The following is a 22,240-nucleotide window of genomic DNA, read 5'->3' as shown; positions in this document are numbered from 1 at the left end:
ATGCCTGTGTTTTGCGTCGCTAGGCCCCTGCGGGGCAATGTCTTACCATAAGCGCCCTTTCCTGGCTGACTGCACGGCGCAACACCTTGATGGAACGCAAGATTCTGGTGACAGGGGCGGGGGGCTTCGTCGGCGCGGCCCTGGTCCGGCAACTACAGGCCAAGGGCTATTCGGTAGTCGCGGCGCAACGTCAGGTGGCAGCTGCCTCCGACGACGGCAAGGTCACTCCGGTGATTCGCGAGTTGTCCGCCGCTACCGATTGGTCCGCGCCTCTGACAGGGGTGGATACCGTCATCCACCTCGCCGCCCGCGTCCACCAATTGGGCGAGCAGCCCGGTGCAGCCAGCGAGGCGCGCTACGACGAGGTGAATCGGGCGGCAACTCTCAAGTTGGCCCGGGATGCCCAGGCTGCCGGCGTCCGTCGCTTCATCTTTGTCAGCAGCATCAAGGTCAACGGCGACTGGACCCTTCCCGGCAAGCCCTTTCGCGCTGACGATCTTCCCGCACCCACCGATGCCTACTCGCGTTCCAAGGCCGCTGCCGAACAGCAGCTGTTGGCGCTGATGGCCGAGACCGGGCTGGAAGTGGTCATCGTGCGTCCACCGTTGATCTACGGGCCTGGGGTAAAGGCCAATGTGGCCCGTCTGCTGGACACCCTGGCGCAGGGCGTACCGCTGCCCCTGGGGGGCGTTCGGCACAACAGGCGCAGTCTGCTCGCGCTGGAGAATCTGCTCGATCTGTTGATCCTGTGCATTGCGGAGCCCAAGGCAGCAGGTGCCATCCTGCTGGTCAGCGACGATGACGATCTTTCCACCGCCGAGTTGCTCGAAGCCCTCGGTGAAGGCCTGGGCCGGAAACCCCGGCTGATCGCCATTCCGCCCGCCTGGCTCGAATGGGGCGCCCGGTTGCTGGGGCGGGGTGAGGTGGCGCAGCGTCTCTGTGGGTCGCTGCAGGTCGACATCCAGCCCACCAAGACCTTGCTGGGCTGGCGGCCCCCGCTGTCGGCACGCGCCGCCTTGCGTGCGCTGGGCGCGCAACGGGCCGGTGCGGAGGGCCGGAAATGATGCTGCTCCTGTTGCTCCTGGCCGGCGGCTGCAGCTGGCTCGGCACGGCGGTGCTGCGCCGCTATGCCTTGTCCGGAGGCCTGCTCGACGAACCCAACGCGCGCAGTTCGCACCAGGTGGCGACACCTCGAGGCGGCGGCCTGGCGATCGTCGTGGTGTTCGTGCTCGGCTGTGTGGTGCTGCGGCTGCTGGGGCAGCTTGATCCGGCTTCCTGTGGCGTCCTGATAGGAGCGGGGCTGCTGGTGGCGGTGCTTGGCTTCGTCGACGATCATCGGCACGTGGGCGCCGGCTGGCGTCTGCTGGGTCACTTCCTGGCGGCGGTCGCTGTCCTGCTGTGGCTGGGCGGCTATGGCGCGCTTCCTGCGCAGCTGTCTGCTGTTCTGGGGCTGCCCGGCTGGCTGGTGATGACCCTTGGCGTCCTCTATCTGGTCTGGATGCTGAATCTCTACAACTTCATGGACGGCATCGATGGTATCGCCGGCGTCGAGGCGCTCGTCGTCTGTCTGGGCATGGCGCTGATCTATGCCGTGACCGGCCATGGCGCCTTGCTGGGCGCACCGCTGCTGCTGGCGGCGGCCGTGGGTGGCTTCCTATGCTGGAATTTTCCGCCCGCGCGCATCTTCATGGGCGATGTCGGCAGTGGTTTTCTCGGTCTGATCCTCGGCATGCTGTCGTTGCAGGCGGCACTGGCCGACCTGGCGCTGTTCTGGGCTTGGCTGATCCTGCTCGGCGTCTTCGTGGTGGATGCGACCTGGACCCTGTTGCGGCGGCTGAGCCGGGGCAAGAAGCCCTACGAAGCCCACCGCACCCACGCCTACCAGTGGGCGTCGCGCCGGCACGGGGCCCATCGCCCGGTGACCCTGGCGGTGCTCGCCATCAACCTGTTCTGGTTGCTGCCTATCGCTTTGCTGGTGGGGCTGGGGCTTTTAAGTGCCATACTGGGGCTCTTGCTTGCCTATGGGCCTTTGCTTTGCCTGGCCCTTCGATACCATGCTGGGACCGATGAGGTAGCCATGGCTGCGCAGTCCACCGGATTCAGGGATTAGGGACACTGACATGTTGCGTGACCATCTGGTCAAGCTGAACCGGCGTACAAAACGAGTCATTCAGGTCGCGGTCGACCTGTTGCTGATCTGGCTCTCGCTCTGGTTGGCCTTCTATCTGCGCCTGGGTTCCGTGCAGATGATCGAGCCCTTCAGCGGGCATGCCTGGCTGTTCATCACTGCGCCGGCCATCGCCATTCCCCTGTTCATCCGCTTCGGCATGTACCGCGCGGTCATGCGCTACCTAGGCAACGACGCTCTGATCGCCATCGCCAAGGCGGTGACGTTGTCGACGCTGCTGCTATCGGTAGTCATTTACTGGTATCGCGATCTACCCGAGATCGTCCCGCGTTCGATGATCTTCAACTACTGGATCGTCAGCCTGATCCTGATCGGCGGCCTGCGTCTCGCGCTGCGCCAGTATTTCCTAGGCGACTGGTATCGCGCTATCACTGTGCCCTTCATCAAGCAGCCGGACGAGTTGCCCCGTGTCGCCATCTACGGCGCCGGCTCGGCGGGCAACCAACTGGTCGCGGCGCTGCGCATGGGCCGGGCCATGCGTCCGGTAGCTTTCATCGACGATGACAAGAGCATCGCCAATCGCATCATCGCCGGGCTCAAGGTCTACACTCCCAAACACATCCAGCAGATGATCGACGAGACGGGCGCCGAGGAGATCCTCTTGGCGATACCGTCCGCTACGCGTGCACGCCGGCGCGAAGTGCTTGGGCTGCTGGAACCCTATCCGCTGCACGTCAGAACCGTGCCGCGGATCAGCGACCTGGCCTGCGGCAAGGTGCAGGTAGACGATCTCCAGGAGGTCGACATCGCCGATTTGCTGGGTCGGGATCCCGTTACCCCCCGGCCCGAACTCTTCGCGCGCTGCATCACCGGTCAGGTGGTCATGGTGACAGGAGCAGGGGGCTCCATCGGCTCCGAGCTGTGCCGGCAGATCATCGGCCAGAAGCCGCGCACCCTGATCCTGCTCGACCATGCCGAATTTAATCTCTACAGCATCCACCGCGAGCTGGAGGCCTATATCCAGCGCGAAGCCCTGCCGGTCACCCTGGTGCCGGTGCTGGGTTCCATCCGCAACGCGCCGCTGCTCCTGCAGGTGATGCGACACTGGAAGGTCGCCACGCTTTACCACGCGGCCGCCTACAAGCACGTGCCCATGGTCGAGCACAACATCGCCGAGGGTTTCGGCAACAACGTGCTGGGTACCCTCAATGCCGCCCAGGCGGCCATCCAGGCCGGTGTGACCAGCTTCGTGCTGATCTCCACCGACAAGGCGGTACGGCCTACTAACATCATGGGCAGTACCAAGCGCTTGGCCGAGATGATCCTGCAGGCGCTCAGCCGTGAAGCGGCGCCTGTGCTGCATGGTCAGGCCGACGGCATCCACCAGGTCAATCGCACCCGCTTCACCATGGTGAGATTCGGCAACGTGCTAGGTTCGTCCGGTTCGGTCATCCCGCTGTTCCGGACCCAGATCCGCAAGGGCGGGCCGGTCACTGTCACCCATCCCAAGATCACGCGCTTCTTCATGACCATCACCGAGGCCGCCCAACTGGTCATCCAGGCGGGCGCCATGGGCGAGGGGGGAGATGTCTTCGTGCTCGACATGGGCGAGCCGGTGCGCATCGTCGAGCTGGCCGAGCAGATGATCAAGCTGTCGGGCCTGAGCGTACGCTCGCCCACCAATCCCCATGGTGATGTCGCCATCGAGTTCACCGGGCTGCGACCCGGTGAAAAGCTCTATGAAGAGTTGCTCATCGGTGACGATGTCAGTCCGACCTCCCATCCGAAGATCATGCGCGCCAGTGAAGATTTCCTGGCCTGGGATGCCTTCCGCACCGCCCTCGTCGAGCTCAATCGCGCGATCGAGGCGGGTGATTACCTTCGCGTCCGGCAGCTGCTGCGCGACACCGTTGCCGGCTATTCGCCAGAGGGCGACATCGTCGACTGGCTGCACGGTAAGAGATCCATCGAGTGATCCCGTCCACGCTTTCCCTTGGCCTGGATTTGAAGCCGAGCACAGAAGCGGCAGCCTCCCACCGCTAGGCTGAACTTTCTTTTCCTGCCACTGTTTAACTCAGGTCTTTGGGTGCATGGCTGTGGCTGTGACCCGAGCCAGGGATGGCTGCGCCGTCCTCCGATGTCTCGTCCGCAGCGACGGGCGCGATGATGTACAAATCGATATAGGCAGGATTCAGGATGAAGGTACTGGTAACAGGTGGCGCGGGTTTCATTGGTTCCGCCGTGGTACGTTTTCTTATCAACGAAACCCAATGCAAGGTTGCCAACGTCGACAAGCTGACGTACGCCGGTAACGTGGACTCCCTGGCCGAAGTCGCCGACTCCGACCGCTACGAGTTCCACCAGGTGGACATCTGCGACTTCGCCGCCCTGCAGCAGGTCTTCGCGTCCTTCCAGCCCGATGTCGTCATGCACCTGGCTGCCGAGTCCCATGTGGACCGCTCCATCGAGGGCCCTGCCGCCTTCATCCAGACCAACGTGGTCGGCACCGGTGTCATCCTGGAAGTGACCCGCGCCTACTGGAACGAGTTGGCGCCGGAAGCCAAGGCTGCCTTCCGTTTCCACCACATCTCCACCGACGAGGTCTACGGCGACCTGCACGGTACCGATGACCTCTTCACCGAGACCACCCCCTATGCGCCGAGTTCGCCCTATTCGGCCAGCAAGGCCGGCAGCGACCACTTGGTGCGTGCCTGGGGCCGGACCTACGGTCTGCCGGTGCTGGTGACCAACTGCTCGAACAACTACGGCCCCTATCACTTCCCCGAGAAGCTGATTCCCCACGTCATCCTCAATGCCATCCACGGCAAGCCGCTGCCGGTCTATGGCGACGGCTCCCAGGTGCGTGACTGGCTGTTCGTCGAAGACCATGCTCGCGCCCTTTACACCGTGGTGACTCAGGGCGAGATCGGCGAGACCTACAACATTGGCGGTCACAACGAGAAGCGCAACCTGCAGGTCGTCGAGACCATCTGCGACCTGCTCGAAGAGCTGGCTCCGCAGAAGCCCGAAGGCGTCGAGCGCTATCGCGACCTGATCACCTTCGTCAAGGACCGTCCCGGTCACGACATGAGATACGCCATCGACGCCAGCAAGATCGGTCGCGAATTGGGCTGGACGCCGGAAGAGACCTTCGAGACCGGCATGCGCAAGACCGTAACCTGGTACCTGAACAATCGTGAGTGGTGGCAGCGGGTACTGTCCGGCGCCTATCGCCTCGAACGTCTCGGCGACGCCGTTTAACGATCCTATCGCGGGCACGCCTGCAGGCGTGCCCGACCGACAGCAACAGTCAATTTTCAGAGGACGATTGCCATGAGCAAATACAAGGGAATTCTGCTGGCCGGTGGCTCCGGTACCCGTTTGCACCCCATTACCCTGGGCGTGTCCAAGCAGTCGCTGCCGATCTACGACAAGCCCATGATCTACTATCCGCTGTCCGTGCTGATGCTGGCCGGTATTCAGGAAGTCCTGATCATCTCGACGCCGGCCGACCTGCCCGGCTTCCAGCGCATGCTCGGTGACGGCAGCCACTTTGGCATGCAGCTGAGCTATGCCGAGCAGCCCAGTCCGGACGGCCTGGCTCAGGCCTTCATCATCGGTCGCGAATTCGTCGGCGATGACAACGTCTGTCTGGTCCTGGGCGACAACATCTTCTACGGCCAGCGTTTCAGCGAGACGCTGCTCAAGGCGGCGAGCGTGGAGAAGGGCGCCACCGTCTTCGGCTACTACGTGGCCGACCCCGAGCGCTTCGGTGTGGTCGAGTTCGACGAGCAGGGCAAGGCCCTGAGCATCGAAGAGAAGCCCAAGAAGCCGAAATCCAACTACGCCGTCACCGGTCTGTATTTCTACGACAACGACGTGCTGGACATCGCTGCCAACATCAAGCCGTCGCCCCGCGGCGAGCTGGAAATCACCGACGTCAACAACGAGTACCTGCGCCGTGGCTCGCTGAACGTTTCCCTGCTGGGTCGTGGTTTCGCCTGGCTGGATACCGGTACCCACGATGCCCTGCTGGAAGCCGGCCACTTCGTTCAGACCATCGAGAAACGCCAGGGCCTGAAGGTCGCCTGCCTCGAAGAGATCGCCTTCCAGAAAGGCTGGATCACCTGCGAGCAGATGGCATTGCAGGCCGAAGCCCTGAGCAAGACCGGCTACGGCCAGTACCTGGCCCGTTTGTGCAAGGAGCAGGACTGATGCAGGTCTTCGACACCGCGATCCCGGACGTCAAGCTGATCGAACCCAAGGTCTTCGGTGACGACCGCGGCTTCTTCCTGGAGTCCTTCCAGGCGGAGCGCTATGCCCAGCAGGCGGGGATCACCCTGGCCTTCGTCCAGGACAACCATTCGCGTTCCGCCCGGAACGTGCTGCGTGGTCTGCATTTCCAGCGCAGCAAGCCGCAAGGCAAGCTGGTACGCGTCGTGCGCGGCGAGGTGCTGGACGTGGCCGTCGACATCCGTCGCGGTTCGCCGACCTTCGGCAACGTGGTCGCCGAGATCCTCTCGGAAGACAACAAGCGCCAGCTGTGGATACCGCCGGGCCTCGCCCACGGCTTCGTGGTGCTGTCAGAAACCGCTGATTTTGAATACAAGTGCACAGATTATTACGATCCCTCTGATGAAGGGTCTTTGATCTGGAATGATCCGGATCTGAATATCGACTGGCGGGTAACGGATCCCATCCTGTCCGCCAAAGATGCACAAGGTCTTCGATTGGCGGAGCTGTATAGATGAAGATACTGGTTACCGGCGCGAACGGTCAGGTCGGACGTTGTCTGACCGACCGGCTTCAGCGTTCAGAACTGGCATGGGAGGCCCATGGACGTGCCACTCTGGATATCGCTGACGAAGGCTCGGTAACCAGCCATCTCGAGCGATTCGCGCCGGACGTCGTGATCAATGCGGCCGCCTACACGGCGGTCGACAAGGCCGAGCAGGAGCCGGAGATCGCCGCCCGTGGCAATATCGAAGGTCCCGCAGTTCTGGCCCAGGCCTGCGGCGCTGCCGGTATCGCGCTGCTGCATCTGTCCACCGACTATGTCTTCGACGGTACGGCGACCGAGCCCTACCAGGTCGAGGATCCAGTCAGCCCCTCCGGGGTCTACGGCATGACCAAGCTGGAAGGGGAGAATCGGGTGTTCTCCGCTTGCCCGCGCTCGGTGGTGCTGAGAACAGCCTGGGTATTCAGCGAACACTGCAATAACTTTCTCAAGACCATGCTGCGACTTGCCGCCGATCGCGACGAATTGCGCGTGGTCAGCGATCAGGTGGGTTGCCCGACCTATGCTGGCCATATCGCCGACGCCCTGTTGCAGATCGCCGTCCAGGCTAAGGCTCAGCCCGAGCAGGTGGCCTACGGGCTCTATCACTTCGGTGGCGACAGCGGCCTGAGCTGGTGCGACTTCGCGCGCTACATCATCGATGCCGGCCAGGAGCTGGGCATGCTGGAGCGCGCGCCGCTGATCACTGGCATCGCCACCTCCGAGTTTCCCACCCTGGCCAAGCGCCCAGCCTATTCCATGCTGGATTCCAGCGCCCTGGAGCAGCATTTCGCTATCCCGCCCAGCGACTGGCGCCAGGGTGTGCGCCAGACCCTGCTGGCGCTCAGGACCGAGCGCGCCCAGGCAGGGTCGCTGGTGAGTTGACCGCCTGATCCTTTGCGTTAAGCTCCTCGAATCAAACAGCGGAACAAGGAGGTTCCTCTATGAGATTCATCTGGATAGTGACGTTGCTGGCCCTGCTCAGTCCCTGGGCGGGTGCTTGCGAGCCCAGCGCGATTGCCGCGACCAAACCTGCCGACCCGGCGCCGCTGAACATCAATGTCGCCGACGCCACCGCGCTGCAACGGCTGCGGGGTATCGGGGCGGTCAAGGCACAGGCCATCGTCGACCATCGCCAAGCCCATGGCGCCTTTGCCTCGGTGGACGAGCTGCTCGAGGTCAAGGGCATCGGCAAGGCCCTGCTGCAGCGTAACCGCGAACTCCTCAGCGTCGACTGATTTTCGGCAAACTTTAACCGGTTCTCGGCACCTTTTTACCAAGCCATTGTTTTAGCTGGATTTTTAGGATCTGGCACAGGCATTGCTCTATCTCTGACACGAGTGGGTACGGCGTCAATTTCCCGTGCCAGAGGAGCAGAGCAAAATGGTTCAAGGTGTCGAGTTCAATCGGTTGATGCTGGAAATGCGCTCCATGCAGACCGAAGCCATGGCCCGGTCGAAAGCCGTCGCAGCGCCTGCTGCCGGCGCAGAGCAGGTCCAGGGTCCGAGCTTCGCCGACATGCTCAGCAAGGCCGTGGGCTCCGTCAACGAGACCCAGCAGACCGCCGGCGAGATGGCCAAGGCCTTCGAGCTGGGTCAGGGTGGCGTCGACCTCACTCAAGTCATGATCGCTTCGCAGAAGGCCAGCGTTTCCGTGCAGGCCTTGACCCAGGTACGCAACAAGTTCGTGCAGGCGTACCAAGACATCATGCAAATGTCGATTTAAGGACGGTCTAGAAAATGGCTGACGCTCTTACCAACGCCCCCGTCCCCACGACCAAGCCCGAGGCTGAAGACAAGCCCAAGAAGTCGCTGCTGGGTCTCAGCTTTCTCGACAACCTGTCCGACATGCCGCTGCTGCGGCAGATGGGGCTGCTGATCGGCCTGGCCGCCAGCGTTGCCCTGGGTTTCGCCGTGGTGCTCTGGACCCAGCAGCCGGATTATCGGCCGCTGTACACCAGCATGAATGGTCTCGACGCCAATCAGGTGCTGCAGGCCCTGGGCGCGGCCGACATCGGCTACAAGGTCGATCCGAATTCCGGCGCCCTGCTGGTCAAGTCCGATGACATTGGCCGCGCGCGCATGAAGATGGCCGCAGCCGGCATCACCCCCTCCGATGGCAATGTCGGCTTCGAGCTACTGGACAAGGAGCAGCCGCTGGGCACCAGCCAGTTCATGGAGGCGGCCAACTATCGTCGCAGCCTGGAAGGCGAACTGGCCCGGACCATCTCCAGTCTCAACGGCATCAAGGGCGCCCGGGTACACCTGGCGATCCCGAAGAGTTCGGTGTTCGTTCGCGACGAGCGCAAGCCGAGCGCTTCTGTGCTGGTCGAGATGTATCCCGGCCGTACCCTGGATGCCGGTCAGGTCATGGCCATCATAAATCTGGTCGCCACCAGCGTGCCGGAACTGGACAAGTCCCAGGTCACCATCGTCGACCAGAAGGGGCAATTGCTGTCCGATCAGCAGAATCTTTCCGAGCTGTCGATCGCCGGCAAGCAGCTGGACTACACCCGCAAGATGGAAGGCTCCCTGACCCAGCGCGTGCAGAACATCATGCAGCCGGTGGTGGGCAACGGTCGCTTCAAGGCCGAAGTGGCTGCCGATGTGGACTTCAATGCCGTGGAGTCGACCTCCGAGCAGTTCAACCCGGATCAGCCGGCGCTGCGTAGCGAGCAGCAGAACAGCGAGCAGCGTCAGACTTCCGGCGGCGGCGCTCAGGGCGTGCCCGGTGCCCTGTCCAACCAGCCACCCGGTCCGTCCTCGACCCCGGAAAAGGCCGGTGCCCAGGGTGGCGGCGCCAACTACATCGCGCCGGGTCAGCCGCTGCGCGACGCCAATGACCAGTACATCTACGACAGCAAGACCAGCCTGCCGGCGACCCTGCCGTACCCGACCGACAAGCGTGAGCAGAACACCCGTAACTACGAGCTTGACCGCAGCATCAGCTATACCCGCCAGCAGCAGGGTCGTCTGCGTCGGCTTTCCGTCGCGGTGGTGCTGGACGATCAGGTCAAGGTCGATGCGGCCGGCAAGGTCAGCCATCAGCCCTGGACCCCCGAAGACCTGGCTCGCTTCACCCGCCTGGTGCAGGATGCCGTGGGCTTCGACGCCAGCCGTGGCGACAGCGTGAGCGTGATCAATGCGCCCTTCGCCCCGGTTCAGCAGGAAGAGATCGAGAGCATTCCCTTCTACCAGCAGCCCTGGTTCTGGGGGGTGATCAAGCAGGCCCTCGGCGTCCTCTTCATCCTGGTGCTAGTCTTTGGGGTGCTGCGTCCGGTGCTGAAGAATCTGTCCGGCGGCAACACCAAGGACGCCGCCGCCCTGGCCGCTGCCGGTGGTGCCGGTGCCCTGGGTGCCGGTGGTCTGGATGGCCTGTCGGACGATCTGGCCGACGACAAGGTGAGCCTGGCCGGTCCGGCACCGCTGTTGCTGCCGAGCCCGAGCGAGGGCTATGACGCTCAACTGACCGCCATCAAGCAGCTGGTCAACGATGATCCGGGCCGTGTCGCCCAGGTAGTGAAGGATTGGATCAATGGCGACGAATGAAGCGCAACTTTCCAAGGTAGAGAAGGCCGCCATCTTCCTCCTGTCGCTGGGCGAAGCCGATGCCGCGCAGATCCTGCGCCACATGGGGCCCAAGGAGGTGCAGAAGGTCGGCACCGCCATGGCCCAGATGCGCAACGTCAACCGCGAGCAGGTCGAGCGGGTGCTGGGCGACTTCATCGAGGTGGTGGGCGATCAGACCAGTCTGGGCGTGGGCGCCGACGGCTACATCCGCAAGATGCTCACCCAGGCCCTGGGCGAAGACAAGGCCAGTGGCTTGATCGACCGTATCCTGCTGGGCGGTAACACCAGCGGCCTGGACAGCCTGAAGTGGATGGAGCCGCGGGCGGTGGCGGACGTGATTCGCTATGAGCACCCGCAGATCCAGGCCATCGTGGTGGCCTACCTGGATCCCGACCAGGCCGCCGAGGTGCTCGGGCACTTCGATCACAAGGTGCGCCTGGACATCGTCCTGCGCGTCTCCTCGCTGAACACCGTGCAACCGGCGGCGCTCAAGGAACTCAACCTGATCCTGGAGAAGCAGTTCTCCGGCAGCGCCAGCACCACCCGTACCGCGCTGGGCGGCGTGAAACGCGCCGCCGACATCATGAACTACCTGGACAGCTCGGTCGAAGGCCCGCTGATGGAGGCGATCCGCGACGCGGACCAGGATCTGTCGGGGCAGATTGAGGACCTGATGTTCGTCTTCGACAATCTGGCCGACGTCGACGATCGTGGCATCCAGGCGCTCTTGCGGGAGGTGTCTTCCGATGTGCTGGTGCTGGCGCTCAAGGGCGCCGACGACGGCATCAAGGAGAAGTTCTTCCGCAACATGTCCAAGCGCGCGGCGGAACTGCTGCGCGACGATCTGGAGGCCAAGGGCCCTGTGCGGCTCTCCGAGGTGGAGGGGGCGCAGAAGGAGGTGCTCGCCGTGGCCCGCCGCATGGCCGACGCCGGCGAGATCGTCCTCGGTGGCAAGGGTGGCGAGGAAATGGTCTGACGGCTTGCAAGGATTGGCCTGTGCTTTGCTAAGGTCTGGTCAGTAGCGGTTTTCTGACGGACAGGTAATGAGCAAAGAAGCGGCAAGCGAACTGATCAGAGCGCGGGACCTGGAAGCCTTCGATGTCTGGCGCCTGCCAGCCTTCGACAGCTTCGACGAGCCCGAGGTGATCCCAGCGCCCACCGCTGCCGAGCCCGAGGCCCAGCCGGAACCCCAGATCGAAGAGGTACCGGCCGAAGAGGTCCAGCCGATCACCCTCGAAGAGCTGGAGGCGATCCGTCAGGAGGCCTACAACGAGGGCTTCGCCACCGGCGAGCGTGACGGCTACCACGCTGGCCAGCTCAGGGCGCGCCAGGAAGCCGAGGCGGTGCTGGCTGCCCGGCTGGCCAGCCTGGAAACCCTGATGAGTCATCTGCTCGATCCCATCGGCGAGCAGGACCAGGCCCTGGAAGCCGGCATGGTGCAGCTGGTCCGGCACATCACCCGCGAGGTCATCCAGCGCGAACTCACGCTAGACTCCAGTCAATTGGTTCAGGTGGTGCGCACGGCGCTGAAGCTGCTGCCCATGGGGGCCGAGAACATCCGTATCCAGGTCAGCCCCCAGGACTTTGAATTGATGAAGGCCCTGCGCGATCGCCACGAGGAAAAATGGCGCATCCTCGAAGACGAGACCCTGATGCCCGGCGGCTGCCGGATCGAGACCGAGAGCAGCGTCATCGATGCCAGCATCGAGACCCGTCTGACCCAGGCCCTGACCCAGCTGGCCGAACAGCAGCGCCATCAGGCGACCCAGCCCCAGGAAGCCGATCTGCACATCGACATCGAGGATGCCTCCCATGCGTCTTGAGCGTCTGAGTTTCGAACGCCGCCTCAGCGGTTACGATGAAGCCATCCGGGTCGAGCAGCAGCCGGTGATCGAAGGCCGCCTGTTGCGCATGGTCGGTCTCACCCTGGAGGCCGAAGGCCTGCGCGCCGCCGTTGGCAGTCGTTGCCGGTTGATCAATGGCGGTGGCTACCAGCCCGTGGAAGTCGAGGCCGAGGTGATGGGCTTCAACGGCAACAAGACCTTTCTCATGCCGGTGGGCAGCCTGGCCGGCATCGCCCCCGGCGCCCGGGTGGTGCCCGTGCCGGATACCGGCCGCCTGCCCATGGGGATGTCCATGCTCGGCCGCGTACTGGATGGCCTGGGCAATGCCCTGGACGGCAAGGGCCGCATGCGTGCCGAAGACTGGGTGCCCATGGACGGTCCCACCATCAACCCGCTCAAGCGCGAACCCATCAGCGAGCCCCTGGACGTTGGCATCCGCAGCATCAACGGTTTGTTGACGGTAGGTCGCGGCCAGCGTCTCGGCCTGTTCGCCGGTACCGGCGTGGGCAAGAGCGTGCTGCTCGGCATGATGACCCGGCTGACCAAGGCCGAGATCATCGTGGTCGGGCTGATCGGCGAACGGGGTCGCGAAGTGAAGGAATTCATCGAGCACATCCTTGGCGAGGAGGGCATCAAGCGGGCCGTGGTCGTGGCTTCGCCGGCGGACGATGCGCCCCTGCTGCGCCTGCGCGCGGCCATGTACTGCACCCGCATCGCCGAATACTTCCGCGACAAGGGCAAGAACGTGCTCCTGCTGATGGATTCCCTGACCCGCTATGCCCAGGCGCAGCGGGAGATCGCCCTGGCCATCGGCGAGCCGCCGGCGACCAAGGGCTACCCTCCGTCGGTTTTCGCCAAGCTGCCGCGCCTGGTGGAGCGGGCCGGCAACGCAGAAAAAGGTGGGGGTTCGATCACGGCGTTTTATACTGTGCTCTCGGAAGGCGACGACCAGCAGGATCCCATCGCCGACTCGGCGCGGGGCGTGCTGGATGGTCACTTCGTGCTGTCGCGGCGCCTGGCCGAGGAAGGCCACTATCCGGCGATCGACATCGAGGCGTCCATCAGCCGGGTCATGCCTCAGGTGGTGAGTCCGGAGCATCTGCGCAACGCCCAGCGCGTCAAGCAGCTCTGGTCGCTCTATCAGCAGGCCAAGGACCTGCTCAGCGTCGGTGCCTATGTACCCGGCGGGAATGCCGAAACCGATCTGGCGATCGCCCGCTATGCGTCCATGCAGCAGTTCCTGCGTCAGGGCCTGCGCGAGAGCGAATCGCTGGAGCAGAGTTCCGCCAATCTCCAAGCCGTATTGGGAGGCTGATAGATCATGAAAGGCAGAGCCGAACGTCTGGGGCCGGTGGTGGAGATGAGCGAGCGCGACGAGCGCGACGCCGCTCAGCGCCTGGGGCAATGCCAGCAGCAACTGGCCCAGGCCGAGTTCAAGCTGGGGGAATTGCAGCGCTATCGCGAGGATTACCAGCAACGGCTGGTGGTCAATGGCAGCCGTGGTGTCACCGGGCAGTGGCTGATCGGCTATCAGCGCTTTCTCAGCCAGCTGGAAGAGGCGATCGGCCAGCAGGAGCGAAACGCCCAATGGCACCGCGACGTGGTGGCCAAGGCGCGCACCCAGTGGCAGGAGCGTTATGCTCGTCTCGAAGGCCTGCGCAAGCTGGTCGAGCGCTATCGCCAGGAGCAGCGCCTGGTCGAGGACAAGCGCGAGCAGAAACAGATGGACGAGTACGCCCAGCGGGCCCGTTCGACCTATATCTAGCCCCGACCTCGACGCTCGTTCCTTGTCTCCCCGTCAGTGAGAATGCCGATGTTTTCCTCCCACCTCGATCCGGAAACGCTCGCCACCCTGCGCGACTGCATGGAGGAGGAATACGTCGACCTCATCGAAACCTTTCTGCTCGACTGCGAAGAGCGTATCGCCGAGCTCAAGCGTAGCGTGATCGGTGCTGATGCCGAGCAGGTTCGTCAGCTGGCGCACAGCTTCAAGGGCAGTGCCGGCAACATGGGCGCAGCGCCTCTGGCGCAGCTGTGTCGGGAGGTGGAGGAGGGCGCTCGGCGGCGGGCCTCCACCGCCGAGCTGGCCATGGGTATCTCCGCCATGGAGCGCGAATTCGCCATTGTCCGCATCCTGTTCAAGGTCGAGCGGCAACGCTACGCCGGCTGAATCGTCAAAGCGCTGGCGTTTGCGGCTGGCGCGTAACTTGCTAGGTATCCGAAAACCCGTCGTTCGGAGCTTTCCATGGCAGTCGTGCCCGATTTCCTTCTGAATACCGCCACCTCTCCAGCCGCTACCGGCAGAGCTGCGGCCAAGACCCCTTCCCAGGATCGCCCGGCGGCGCAGGAGCGGTTCGCCGACGTCTTTGCCCAGGAGCAGCCGCGGGAGCCGGCGCGCAGCGAAAAGCCGCGCGATACCAGCGATAGCAAGGCGCCCAGCCAGGCGCGCAAGAACGAATCCGGGCGTGCCCGGGATGCCGATGACCGGACGCCACGCGCTGCTGATGACGACCGCACGGCGGACGCCAAGCCCCAGGCCGACAGCACCGCCAAGAGCGGCGAGCAATCGGCAGCCGCCACCGACGACAGCGGCAAGGCCTTGCCGGTGGCCAAGGACGAAGACGCCAAGGCGCCGATCGATGCGGTACTGGATCCGCTGTTCATGTTCGGTATGACCGGTCAGCTCCCGCAGCCGGTAGCCGTGCCGGTGGCGACCGCCCAGGCCCCGACCGGGACGACTGCCGAAGCGACCACCACCGCCACCGCTACCGAGACCCCTGATCCGACAGCGGTGCTGGGCGGCGCCTTGGCCTCTGCCATTCCGGGAACCGCCACGGGAGTGGCGGCTGGCGCAACGGCCACCGCGACCAAGACCGGCGAGCAGCAGGCGCCGGACGCCGGCTTGGCGCAACTGCTGGGTCAGCTGCCTCAGGCTCAGGGTGATGCCAACAAGGCCGCCACCAACGCCAACAACTTGGCAGCAACGCAGCTGCAGGGGCTGTTGCCAGGGGATGGTACGCCCGTCCCCGCAGCGGATCAGGCGGCCAGCGCTGCGCTGGTCGCGGTCTTGGATCAGGGGGATGGCCAGGACGCGGCGGTACCGAGCAAGGCCGAGGCCTTTGCCGATAAACTCACCTCCCTGTCGCAAGCGCTCAGTACGCCCGCGGCGACGGCTCGCCCGGTCACCGCCACTGTGCCTGGCCAGCCGCTCAGTCCGCAGGCCGGCAACTTCAGCGAGGCGGTGGTCGACAAGGTCATGTGGATGTCCAGCCAGAATCTCAAGACCGCCGACATCCAGATGGAACCGGCGCAACTGGGCAAGCTGGAGGTGCGCATCGACATGACCCAGGACCAGACCCAGGTCACCTTCGCCAGCCCCCACGCCGACGTGCGCGAGGCCCTGGACAATGGCAGCCAGCGGCTGCGCGAACTCTTCGCTCAGCAAGGCATGAACCTGGCTAACGTCAACGTCTCCGACCAGTCGTCCGGTCAGGCCTGGCAGCAGTCGCAGCAGGGTGGCCGGGACGACGGCTCGCGTCGGGGTCGAGGCGGTGTGGCAGGTGGTGGCGAGGAAGAAGCGGTGGCGAACGTCGCCGAAACGCGCGGCTCGGCCACGCTCGCGGCGCGCAGTCTGGTCGACTACTACGCGTGACAGGCCGCCGGCTGCCAGGTGACAGCCTCGGCCGCACCTGCTATATCCCCTTCGTATCAATAGGTTAGCTGCGTCACTCGGCAAGGGTGATGGGCAGCACAGGATTCGGTCGAGTACTTATGGCGAAGAAGCAGGCCCCTGCGGCAGAGGGTGCAGCCGCAGAAGGCAAGGGCAAGGGCAAGCTCAAACTCATCATCATCATCGTCGTGGCCCTGCTGCTGGTCATCGGGGCCTCGGTGGGCGCGACCTGGTTCCTGCTCGGCAAGAAGAGCGCCGAACCCGAGCACGCGGCGCCGGCCGCGCCGGCGGCACCGGTGCATCTCGCCGCGGTCTACCAGGCGCTGGTGCCAGCCTTCGTGGTCAACTACAACGCTGAGGGTCGTCAGCGCTACATGCAGGTCACGGTCACCCTGATGGGACGCGACCAGGGGCAGATGGATGCGCTCAAGGCGCAATTGCCGCAGGTCCGCAACCAGCTGGTGATGCTGTTTTCCGGCCAGGACTTCAACAGCCTCCTTACCCCGGTGGGCAAGGAGATGCTGCGCCAGCAGGCCACCAGCAAGGTTCAGGAGCTGGCGAAGAAACTGACCGGCCAGACTGCCATCGAACAGGTATTGTTCACCAATCTCGTCCTGCAATAGGTAACACCATGGCCGTGCAAGATCTGCTCTCTCAGGATGAAATCGATGCCCTGCTGCACGGGGTCGACGATGGCATCGTCGAGACCGAGACCGATGCCGAGCCGGGCACCATTAAGGGCTATGACCTCACCAGCCAGGATCGCATCGTCCGCGGACGCATGCCGACGCTGGAGATGATCAACGAACGCTTCGCCCGCTATACCCGGGTCAGCATGTTCAACCTGCTGCGGCGTTCGGCGGACGTCTCCGTGGGCGGGGTTCAGGTTACCAAGTTTGGCGAGTACATCCATTCGCTATACGTCCCCACCAGCCTCAACATGGTCAAGATGAAGCCACTGCGCGGCACCGCGCTGTTCATCCTCGATGCCCGGCTGGTGTTCAAGCTGGTGGACAACTTCTTTGGTGGTGACGGCCGCCACGCCAAGATCGAAGGCCGGGAATTCACCCCCACCGAACTGCGCGTGGTGCGCATGGTGCTCGACCAGTGCTTCGTCGACCTCAAGGAAGCCTGGGGCGCCATGCTCGACTGCCAGTTCGAATACATGAACTCCGAGGTCAACCCGGCGCTGGCCAACATCGTCAGCCCCAGCGAAGTGGTGGTGGTGAGCACCTTCAACATCGAACTGGATGGCGGTGGCGGCGAACTGCACGTGACCATGCCCTATTCGATGATCGAGCCGATCCGCGAAATGCTCGACGCCGGTTTCCAGTCGGACGTGGACGACCAGGACGAACGCTGGGTCAAGGCCCTGCGCGAGGACCTGCTCGATGTGCGCGTGCCGCTGGAGGCGACGGTTGTCCGGCGCCAACTCAAACTCCGCGATATCCTCAACATGCAGCCCGGCGACGTGATTCCGGTAGAAATGCCGGAGGAAATGCTCATGCGAGCCAACGGCATGCCCACCTTCAAAGTCAAGATGGGCGCACGCAAGGGCAACCTGGCCCTGCAGATTCTCGAACCGGTCAGCCGCGGCCGCTGAGCGACAACCGTTTTCTTGTCCGGGCCGAGGCCCGGCGTAGCACGAGACCCAGACGATGGCAGACAACCCCGAAGAACAAGCCCTGGCGGATGAGTGGGCTGCGGCCCTGGTCGAGGCCGGCGACGCCAGCCAGGACGACATCGATGCCCTGATGGCCCAGGGTACCCAGGTCGAAACCCCCAAGCCGCCCAAGGCGCCGGTGGAAGAATTTGGTCAGAGCAGTGGGGGGTTGGCGGTGAGCGGCATGGAAGGTCCCAACCTGGATGTGATCCTGGACATCCCGGTGACCATCTCCATGGAGGTCGGCCACACCGATATCTCCATCCGCAACCTGCTGCAACTCAATCAGGGCTCGGTCATCGAGCTCGACCGTCTGGCTGGCGAACCGCTGGACGTGCTGGTGAATGGTACGCTGATCGCCCATGGTGAGGTGGTGGTGGTGAACGAGAAATTCGGGATCCGCCTGACCGACGTCATCAGCCCCACGGAACGTATCAAGAAGCTGCGGTGATCCATGAAGAGTCTGCTCCTGCCGCTGGGTCTCCTGCCCCTGACCGCGCGTGCTGCCGAAGCCAGTTCACCGGGGCTGGATGTGGGGGCCCAGCTCGGCCAGCTGCTGCTCGGCCTGCTGCTGGTGATCGCGCTGATTCTCGGTCTGGCCTGGCTGGTGCGCCGGGTACAGCAGCAGGGGCCACGCGGCCAGCAGCTGATCAAGGTGATCTCCACCCAGCACCTGGGGCCGCGCGAGCGGCTGGTACTGGTGCAGGTCGGTCAGGAGCAGTTGCTGATCGGCGTCGCCGGGGGGCGCATCACGCCGTTGCACAGTCTGCGCGAGCCGGTGCGGCTCGGCGAGACGGAAGCGCCGGCCCCGGAATTCGCCCAGCGCCTGCTGGAACTCATCAGCCGCGATCCCAAGGCGAAACCATGACCCCTTTGCGTCTACCGGCCGGCTTGGGACGTACCCTGGGCTGGTTGCTGGGACTGGCCGTGCTGCTGTTCGCGCCCCTGGCGCTGGCGCAGCAGGCCGGGCAGGCCAATCCGCTGTCGATTCCCGCCATCACCCTGAGTACCAATGGCGAGGGGCAGCAGGAGTATTCGGTCAGCCTGCAGATCCTGCTGATCATGACGGCGCTGAGCTTTATCCCGGCGTTCGTCATGCTGATGACCAGCTTTACCCGCATCGTCATCGTCTTCGCCATCCTGCGCCAGGCGCTGGGGCTGCAGACCACGCCGTCCAACCAGGTGCTGGTGGGCATGGCGCTGTTTCTCTCGCTGTTCATCATGGCGCCGGTGTTCGACCGTATCAACACCACCGCCGTGCAGCCCTATCTCAACGAGCAGCTCAGTGCCCAGGACGCCATCGCCCGGGCCCAGGTGCCGATGAAGGACTTCATGCTGGGACAGACCCGGCAATCGGACCTGGAGCTGTTCATGCGGCTGTCCAAGCGCACCGACATCCCCAGCGCCGATCAGGCACCGCTGTCGATCCTGGTGCCGGCCTTCGTCACCTCCGAACTCAAGACCGCCTTCCAGATCGGCTTCATGATCTTCATTCCCTTCCTGGTCATCGATCTGGTGATCGCCAGCGTGCTGATGGCCATGGGCATGATGATGCTGTCGCCGATGATCATCTCCCTGCCGTTCAAGCTGATGCTGTTCGTGCTGGTGGATGGCTGGGCATTGATCATGGGCACCCTGGCCAGCAGCTTCGGCACCGTCTAGCGGTGCCCCCTTTGCGTGGAGAAGCGAAATGACCCCCGAAGTCGCCGTCGACCTGTTCCGCCAGGGTCTCTGGCTCACCGCGCTGCTGGTAACGGTGCTGGTGGTGCCGAGTCTGATCGTCGGTCTGATCGTGGCGGTCTTCCAGGCGGCGACCCAGATTAACGAGCAGACCCTGAGCTTTCTGCCACGGCTGATCGTCACCCTGTTGACGCTGATCGTCCTGGGGCCCTGGATGATCAGGCAGTTGATGGAATTCATCCAGACCTCGGTCGCCAACATCCCGCGGCTGATCGGCTAGGCCATGCTGGCCCTCAGCGACGCGCAGATCGGCGGCTGGGTCGGCAGCTTCCTGTTTCCGCTGTTCCGCATCGCCGCGCTATTGATGACCATGCCGATCATCGGCACCACCCTGGTCCCGGTGCGGGTGCGGATGTACCTGGCTCTGGCCTTGAGCCTGGTGCTGGTACCGACCCTGCCACCGATGCCTCAGGTGGACGCCATCAGTCCCCAGGCGCTGCCATTGATCGTCGAGCAGATCCTCATCGGCGCGGTGATGGGGTTCAGCCTGCAGCTGTTCTTCCATGTCTTCGTGGTGGCGGGGCAGATCATTTCCACTCAGGCGGGCCTGAGCTTCGCGTCCATGATCGATCCGGTCAACGGCGCCTCGGCCCCGGTCATGGGGCAGTTCTTCACCATGCTGGTGACGCTGCTGTTCCTGGCCATGAACGGTCATCTGGTGGTGTTCGAGATCCTCGCGGAAAGCTTCGTCACCCTGCCGGTGGGCGATACCCTGAGTGTCGAGCACTTCTGGCAGGTCGCCGGACGACTGGGCTGGGTCCTAGGCGCCGGCGTCCTGCTGGTGCTGCCGGCCATCACCGCGTTGCTGGTGGTCAATATCGCCTTCGGCATCATGACCCGCGCCGCACCGCAGCTGAACATCTTTTCCGTCGGCATGCCGCTGATCGTGGTGCTGGGCATGGTCATTGTCTGGCTCGGTACCGCCGATATCCTCTCTCATTATGAAAGTCTCGCCAGCGAGGCGCTGCGATGGCTGCGCGAACTCGCCCGAGCCCGCTAGGAGATACGCCACATGGCTGAATCCGATGGCGAAGACCGCACAGAAGACCCCACGGAGAAACGCAAGCGTGATTCCCGGGAGGAGGGTCAGCTCCCGCGATCACGCGAACTCGGTACGGTGGCGGTCATGCTCTCGGGAGTCGGCGGCCTGCTGATGTATGGCGCCTTTCTGGGCGGCAAGCTGCTGGAGGTGATGCGCAGCAACTTCTCACTGCGGCGCGAAGAGGTCATGGACGAGCGCTTCATGGGCACCTTCCTGCTGGCCTCGGGCAAGGCGGCGATGATCGGGATGCTGCCGATGATCGTCCTGGTGGTGATCGCCGCCATCATCGGTCATATCGCCCTGGGCGGCTTCCTGTTTTCCGGCAAGATGCTCGCGCCCAAGCCGAGCCGGATGAATCCCATGTCCGGCATCGCCCGGATGTTTTCCAAGAATTCCCTGGTGGAATTGCTCAAGGCCCTGGGCAAGTTCTTCATCATCCTCGGCGTGTCGGTACTGGTGCTGATGAGCGAGCGCACGGCGCTGTTGCAGATCGCCAAGCTGCCGACCGAGCAGGCGCTGCTGCACAGCATGCAGGTGGTGGGGCATGCCACCCTGCTGCTGGCCCTGGGATTGCTGATCATCGCCGCCGTGGACGTACCCTTTCAGATCTTCAGCAATCGCAAGAAGCTGATGATGACCAAGCAGGAGATCAAGGACGAGTACAAGGACAGCGAGGGCAAGCCGGAGGTCAAGGGCAAGATCCGCCAGATGCAGCGGGAGATGGCGCAGCGGCGGATGATGGCCGAGGTACCCAATGCCGATGTGGTCATCACCAACCCGACCCACTTCGCCGTGGCGCTCAAGTACGACGCGGCCAAGGGCGGGGCGCCCGTACTGGTGGCCAAGGGCAGCGACTTCACCGCGCTGAAGATCCGCGAGATCGCCCAGGAGCACCAGGTCTCGCTGCTGGAGTCGCCGGGACTGGCGCGGGCGGTGTATTTCTCAACCGAGGTGGATCAGGAGATCCCGGCCGGTCTCTACGTCGCCGTGGCTCAGGTCCTGGCCTATGTCTATCAGCTCCGGCAGTTCCGTGCGGGGCGCGGGCGCAAGCCCAAGCTGTCCGATCTGCCCATCCCGCCAGATTTGCGGCGGGATGAGGAGGGGAAGGCGCCTACTTGATGACGCCGCAGGCGACACGGGCGCCGCCACCGCCCAGGGGTTTGGGCTGGTCGGAGTAGTTGTCGCCACCGGCATGCACCATCAACGCATGCCCCTTGATCTCTTCCAGACGTTTCAGCCGCGGCGCCAGTACCGGCTGGGTGGCCTGGCCGTCGGCGGTCACATAGAGCGCCGGCAATTCGCCCAGGTGACCGTCGTCCGACCAGGGCGCGCTGTGCTTGCCGGTATTGCGTGGATCCAGGTGGCCGCCCGCGGCGCCCCCGGCGGTCAGGGTGCCGTTCACCTCGGCCGCGCCGCAGTTGGGCTTGGTATGGACATGGAAGCCGTGGATGCCGGGCTCCAGGCCCTTGAGGTCGGGGGTAAAGACCAGACCGTACTTGGAACGGGTCACCTGCACGCTGCCGACGCTTTCGCCTACACCGTCGGTGGTGACCTTGTTCACCGGGATCGTCAGGGATTCGGCCGCCTGGGCGGTACCGACCAGGCAGGTGGCCAACAGCGTCGCGGTCCAGATTTTCATGGTGATGTTCCTCGGATAGGCGCGCTAGCGCGGGTCCCTAGACAGACTCATGGCCTGTGCCCGCGGTTCAGCCAGCGGCTCAGGCGATCCGTAACCAGTCCTGTATCACCCCCGGGAAAACCTCGCTGATTCAAGGTCTTGAGCAGTTGGCCCGGAGCTTGCTCAAGC

At 64.1% G+C, this 22,240-nt stretch carries 25 protein-coding genes; 24 read left to right on the top strand and 1 reads right to left on the bottom strand.

Features of this window, described 5'->3' with window-relative positions:
- Window positions 1-89 precede the first annotated feature (89 nt).
- From V6W80_RS15945 to flhB, 24 genes are all read left to right on the top strand, one after another.
- Window positions 90-1,064 (top strand): NAD-dependent epimerase/dehydratase family protein, encoded by a 975-nt coding sequence (locus V6W80_RS15945; RefSeq protein WP_338544783.1) that lies wholly within the window; start codon window positions 90-92, stop codon window positions 1,062-1,064.
- Complete coding sequence (locus tag V6W80_RS15940) at window positions 1,064-2,110, top strand: MraY family glycosyltransferase (RefSeq protein ID WP_430707816.1); 1,047 nt, start codon at window positions 1,064-1,066, stop codon at window positions 2,108-2,110. The genes V6W80_RS15945 and V6W80_RS15940 overlap by 1 nt, the downstream gene beginning before the upstream one ends.
- 10 nt (window positions 2,111-2,120) lie before the next feature.
- Window positions 2,121-4,103, top strand: coding sequence for a polysaccharide biosynthesis protein (locus V6W80_RS15935; RefSeq protein ID WP_017642063.1), 1,983 nt, complete (start codon window positions 2,121-2,123; stop codon window positions 4,101-4,103).
- Window positions 4,104-4,324: 221 nt separating this feature from the next.
- A complete protein-coding gene (gene rfbB / locus V6W80_RS15930) occupies window positions 4,325-5,389 on the top strand; it encodes a dTDP-glucose 4,6-dehydratase (RefSeq protein WP_064308332.1) in 1,065 nt (354 codons plus the stop codon).
- A 72-nt stretch (window positions 5,390-5,461) separates the two neighbouring features.
- Window positions 5,462-6,343, top strand: coding sequence for a glucose-1-phosphate thymidylyltransferase RfbA (gene rfbA / locus V6W80_RS15925; protein ID WP_007160390.1), 882 nt, complete (start codon window positions 5,462-5,464; stop codon window positions 6,341-6,343).
- Complete coding sequence (gene rfbC, locus V6W80_RS15920) at window positions 6,343-6,879, top strand: dTDP-4-dehydrorhamnose 3,5-epimerase (protein ID WP_017642065.1); 537 nt, start codon at window positions 6,343-6,345, stop codon at window positions 6,877-6,879. Before rfbA ends, rfbC begins: the two co-directional genes overlap by 1 nt.
- Entirely contained in the window at window positions 6,876-7,790 is a 915-nt protein-coding gene (rfbD, locus tag V6W80_RS15915) for a dTDP-4-dehydrorhamnose reductase (RefSeq protein WP_017642066.1), read from the top strand. Before rfbC ends, rfbD begins: the two co-directional genes overlap by 4 nt.
- A 59-nt stretch (window positions 7,791-7,849) precedes the next feature.
- Entirely contained in the window at window positions 7,850-8,143 is a 294-nt protein-coding gene (locus V6W80_RS15910; protein WP_064308330.1) for a ComEA family DNA-binding protein, read from the top strand.
- A gap of 145 nt (window positions 8,144-8,288) precedes the next feature.
- Complete coding sequence (fliE, locus tag V6W80_RS15905; protein WP_017642068.1) at window positions 8,289-8,630, top strand: flagellar hook-basal body complex protein FliE; 342 nt, start codon at window positions 8,289-8,291, stop codon at window positions 8,628-8,630.
- 14 nt (window positions 8,631-8,644) lie between these two features.
- Entirely contained in the window at window positions 8,645-10,453 is a 1,809-nt protein-coding gene (gene fliF / locus V6W80_RS15900) for a flagellar basal-body MS-ring/collar protein FliF (RefSeq protein ID WP_160923472.1), read from the top strand.
- Entirely contained in the window at window positions 10,440-11,450 is a 1,011-nt protein-coding gene (gene fliG, locus V6W80_RS15895) for a flagellar motor switch protein FliG (protein ID WP_017642070.1), read from the top strand. Before fliF ends, fliG begins: the two co-directional genes overlap by 14 nt.
- Before the next feature lie 67 nt (window positions 11,451-11,517).
- Window positions 11,518-12,297, top strand: coding sequence for a flagellar assembly protein FliH (fliH, locus tag V6W80_RS15890; RefSeq protein WP_257705641.1), 780 nt, complete (start codon window positions 11,518-11,520; stop codon window positions 12,295-12,297).
- Window positions 12,287-13,633 carry a flagellar protein export ATPase FliI gene (gene fliI, locus V6W80_RS15885; protein ID WP_160923473.1) on the top strand — a complete coding sequence of 449 codons (1,347 nt, stop codon included), beginning with the start codon at window positions 12,287-12,289 and terminating at the stop codon, window positions 13,631-13,633. Before fliH ends, fliI begins: the two co-directional genes overlap by 11 nt.
- A gap of 6 nt (window positions 13,634-13,639) precedes the next feature.
- Entirely contained in the window at window positions 13,640-14,083 is a 444-nt protein-coding gene (gene fliJ, locus V6W80_RS15880; RefSeq protein WP_017642073.1) for a flagellar export protein FliJ, read from the top strand.
- Window positions 14,084-14,131: 48 nt separating this feature from the next.
- On the top strand, window positions 14,132-14,488 hold the full coding sequence (locus V6W80_RS15875; RefSeq protein WP_093254832.1) for an Hpt domain-containing protein: 357 nt from the start codon (window positions 14,132-14,134) through the stop codon (window positions 14,486-14,488).
- 75 nt (window positions 14,489-14,563) lie between these two features.
- Window positions 14,564-15,970: a flagellar hook-length control protein FliK gene (locus V6W80_RS15870; protein ID WP_338544781.1), complete on the top strand. Its 1,407-nt coding sequence runs from the start codon at window positions 14,564-14,566 to the stop codon at window positions 15,968-15,970.
- Window positions 15,971-16,089: 119 nt separating this feature from the next.
- A complete protein-coding gene (fliL, locus tag V6W80_RS15865) occupies window positions 16,090-16,611 on the top strand; it encodes a flagellar basal body-associated protein FliL (RefSeq protein ID WP_017642076.1) in 522 nt (173 codons plus the stop codon).
- An 8-nt stretch (window positions 16,612-16,619) separates the two neighbouring features.
- Complete coding sequence (fliM, locus tag V6W80_RS15860; RefSeq protein WP_017642077.1) at window positions 16,620-17,591, top strand: flagellar motor switch protein FliM; 972 nt, start codon at window positions 16,620-16,622, stop codon at window positions 17,589-17,591.
- 55 nt (window positions 17,592-17,646) lie between these two features.
- Window positions 17,647-18,102 (top strand): flagellar motor switch protein FliN, encoded by a 456-nt coding sequence (gene fliN / locus V6W80_RS15855; protein WP_017642078.1) that lies wholly within the window; start codon window positions 17,647-17,649, stop codon window positions 18,100-18,102.
- Between the two features lie 3 nt (window positions 18,103-18,105).
- Window positions 18,106-18,519 carry a flagellar biosynthetic protein FliO gene (fliO, locus tag V6W80_RS15850; protein WP_160923475.1) on the top strand — a complete coding sequence of 138 codons (414 nt, stop codon included), beginning with the start codon at window positions 18,106-18,108 and terminating at the stop codon, window positions 18,517-18,519.
- Window positions 18,516-19,313 carry a flagellar type III secretion system pore protein FliP gene (gene fliP / locus V6W80_RS15845; RefSeq protein ID WP_093254838.1) on the top strand — a complete coding sequence of 266 codons (798 nt, stop codon included), beginning with the start codon at window positions 18,516-18,518 and terminating at the stop codon, window positions 19,311-19,313. The genes fliO and fliP overlap by 4 nt, the downstream gene beginning before the upstream one ends.
- A 28-nt stretch (window positions 19,314-19,341) precedes the next feature.
- Window positions 19,342-19,611 (top strand): flagellar biosynthesis protein FliQ, encoded by a 270-nt coding sequence (gene fliQ / locus V6W80_RS15840; RefSeq protein ID WP_017642081.1) that lies wholly within the window; start codon window positions 19,342-19,344, stop codon window positions 19,609-19,611.
- 3 nt (window positions 19,612-19,614) lie between these two features.
- The gene (gene fliR, locus V6W80_RS15835; protein WP_017642082.1) at window positions 19,615-20,391 is read left to right on the top strand and encodes a flagellar biosynthetic protein FliR; all 777 of its coding nucleotides are present in this window, start codon (window positions 19,615-19,617) and stop codon (window positions 20,389-20,391) included.
- A 12-nt stretch (window positions 20,392-20,403) separates the two neighbouring features.
- On the top strand, window positions 20,404-21,552 hold the full coding sequence (flhB, locus tag V6W80_RS15830; protein WP_064308324.1) for a flagellar biosynthesis protein FlhB: 1,149 nt from the start codon (window positions 20,404-20,406) through the stop codon (window positions 21,550-21,552).
- Here the strand turns inward: flhB and sodC are convergent.
- Window positions 21,545-22,072, bottom strand: a complete 528-nt coding sequence (sodC, locus tag V6W80_RS15825; RefSeq protein ID WP_017642084.1) for a superoxide dismutase family protein — start codon at window positions 22,070-22,072, stop codon at window positions 21,545-21,547. The two genes, flhB and sodC, sit on opposite strands and share 8 nt — an antisense overlap.
- Window positions 22,073-22,240 lie beyond the last annotated feature (168 nt).

The sequence above is a fragment of the Pseudomonas benzopyrenica genome (assembly GCF_036884265.1).
Taxonomy (GTDB): Bacteria; Pseudomonadota; Gammaproteobacteria; order Pseudomonadales; family Pseudomonadaceae; genus Chryseomonas; species Chryseomonas benzopyrenica.
This window is presented reverse-complemented; position numbering and strand designations above follow the sequence as displayed.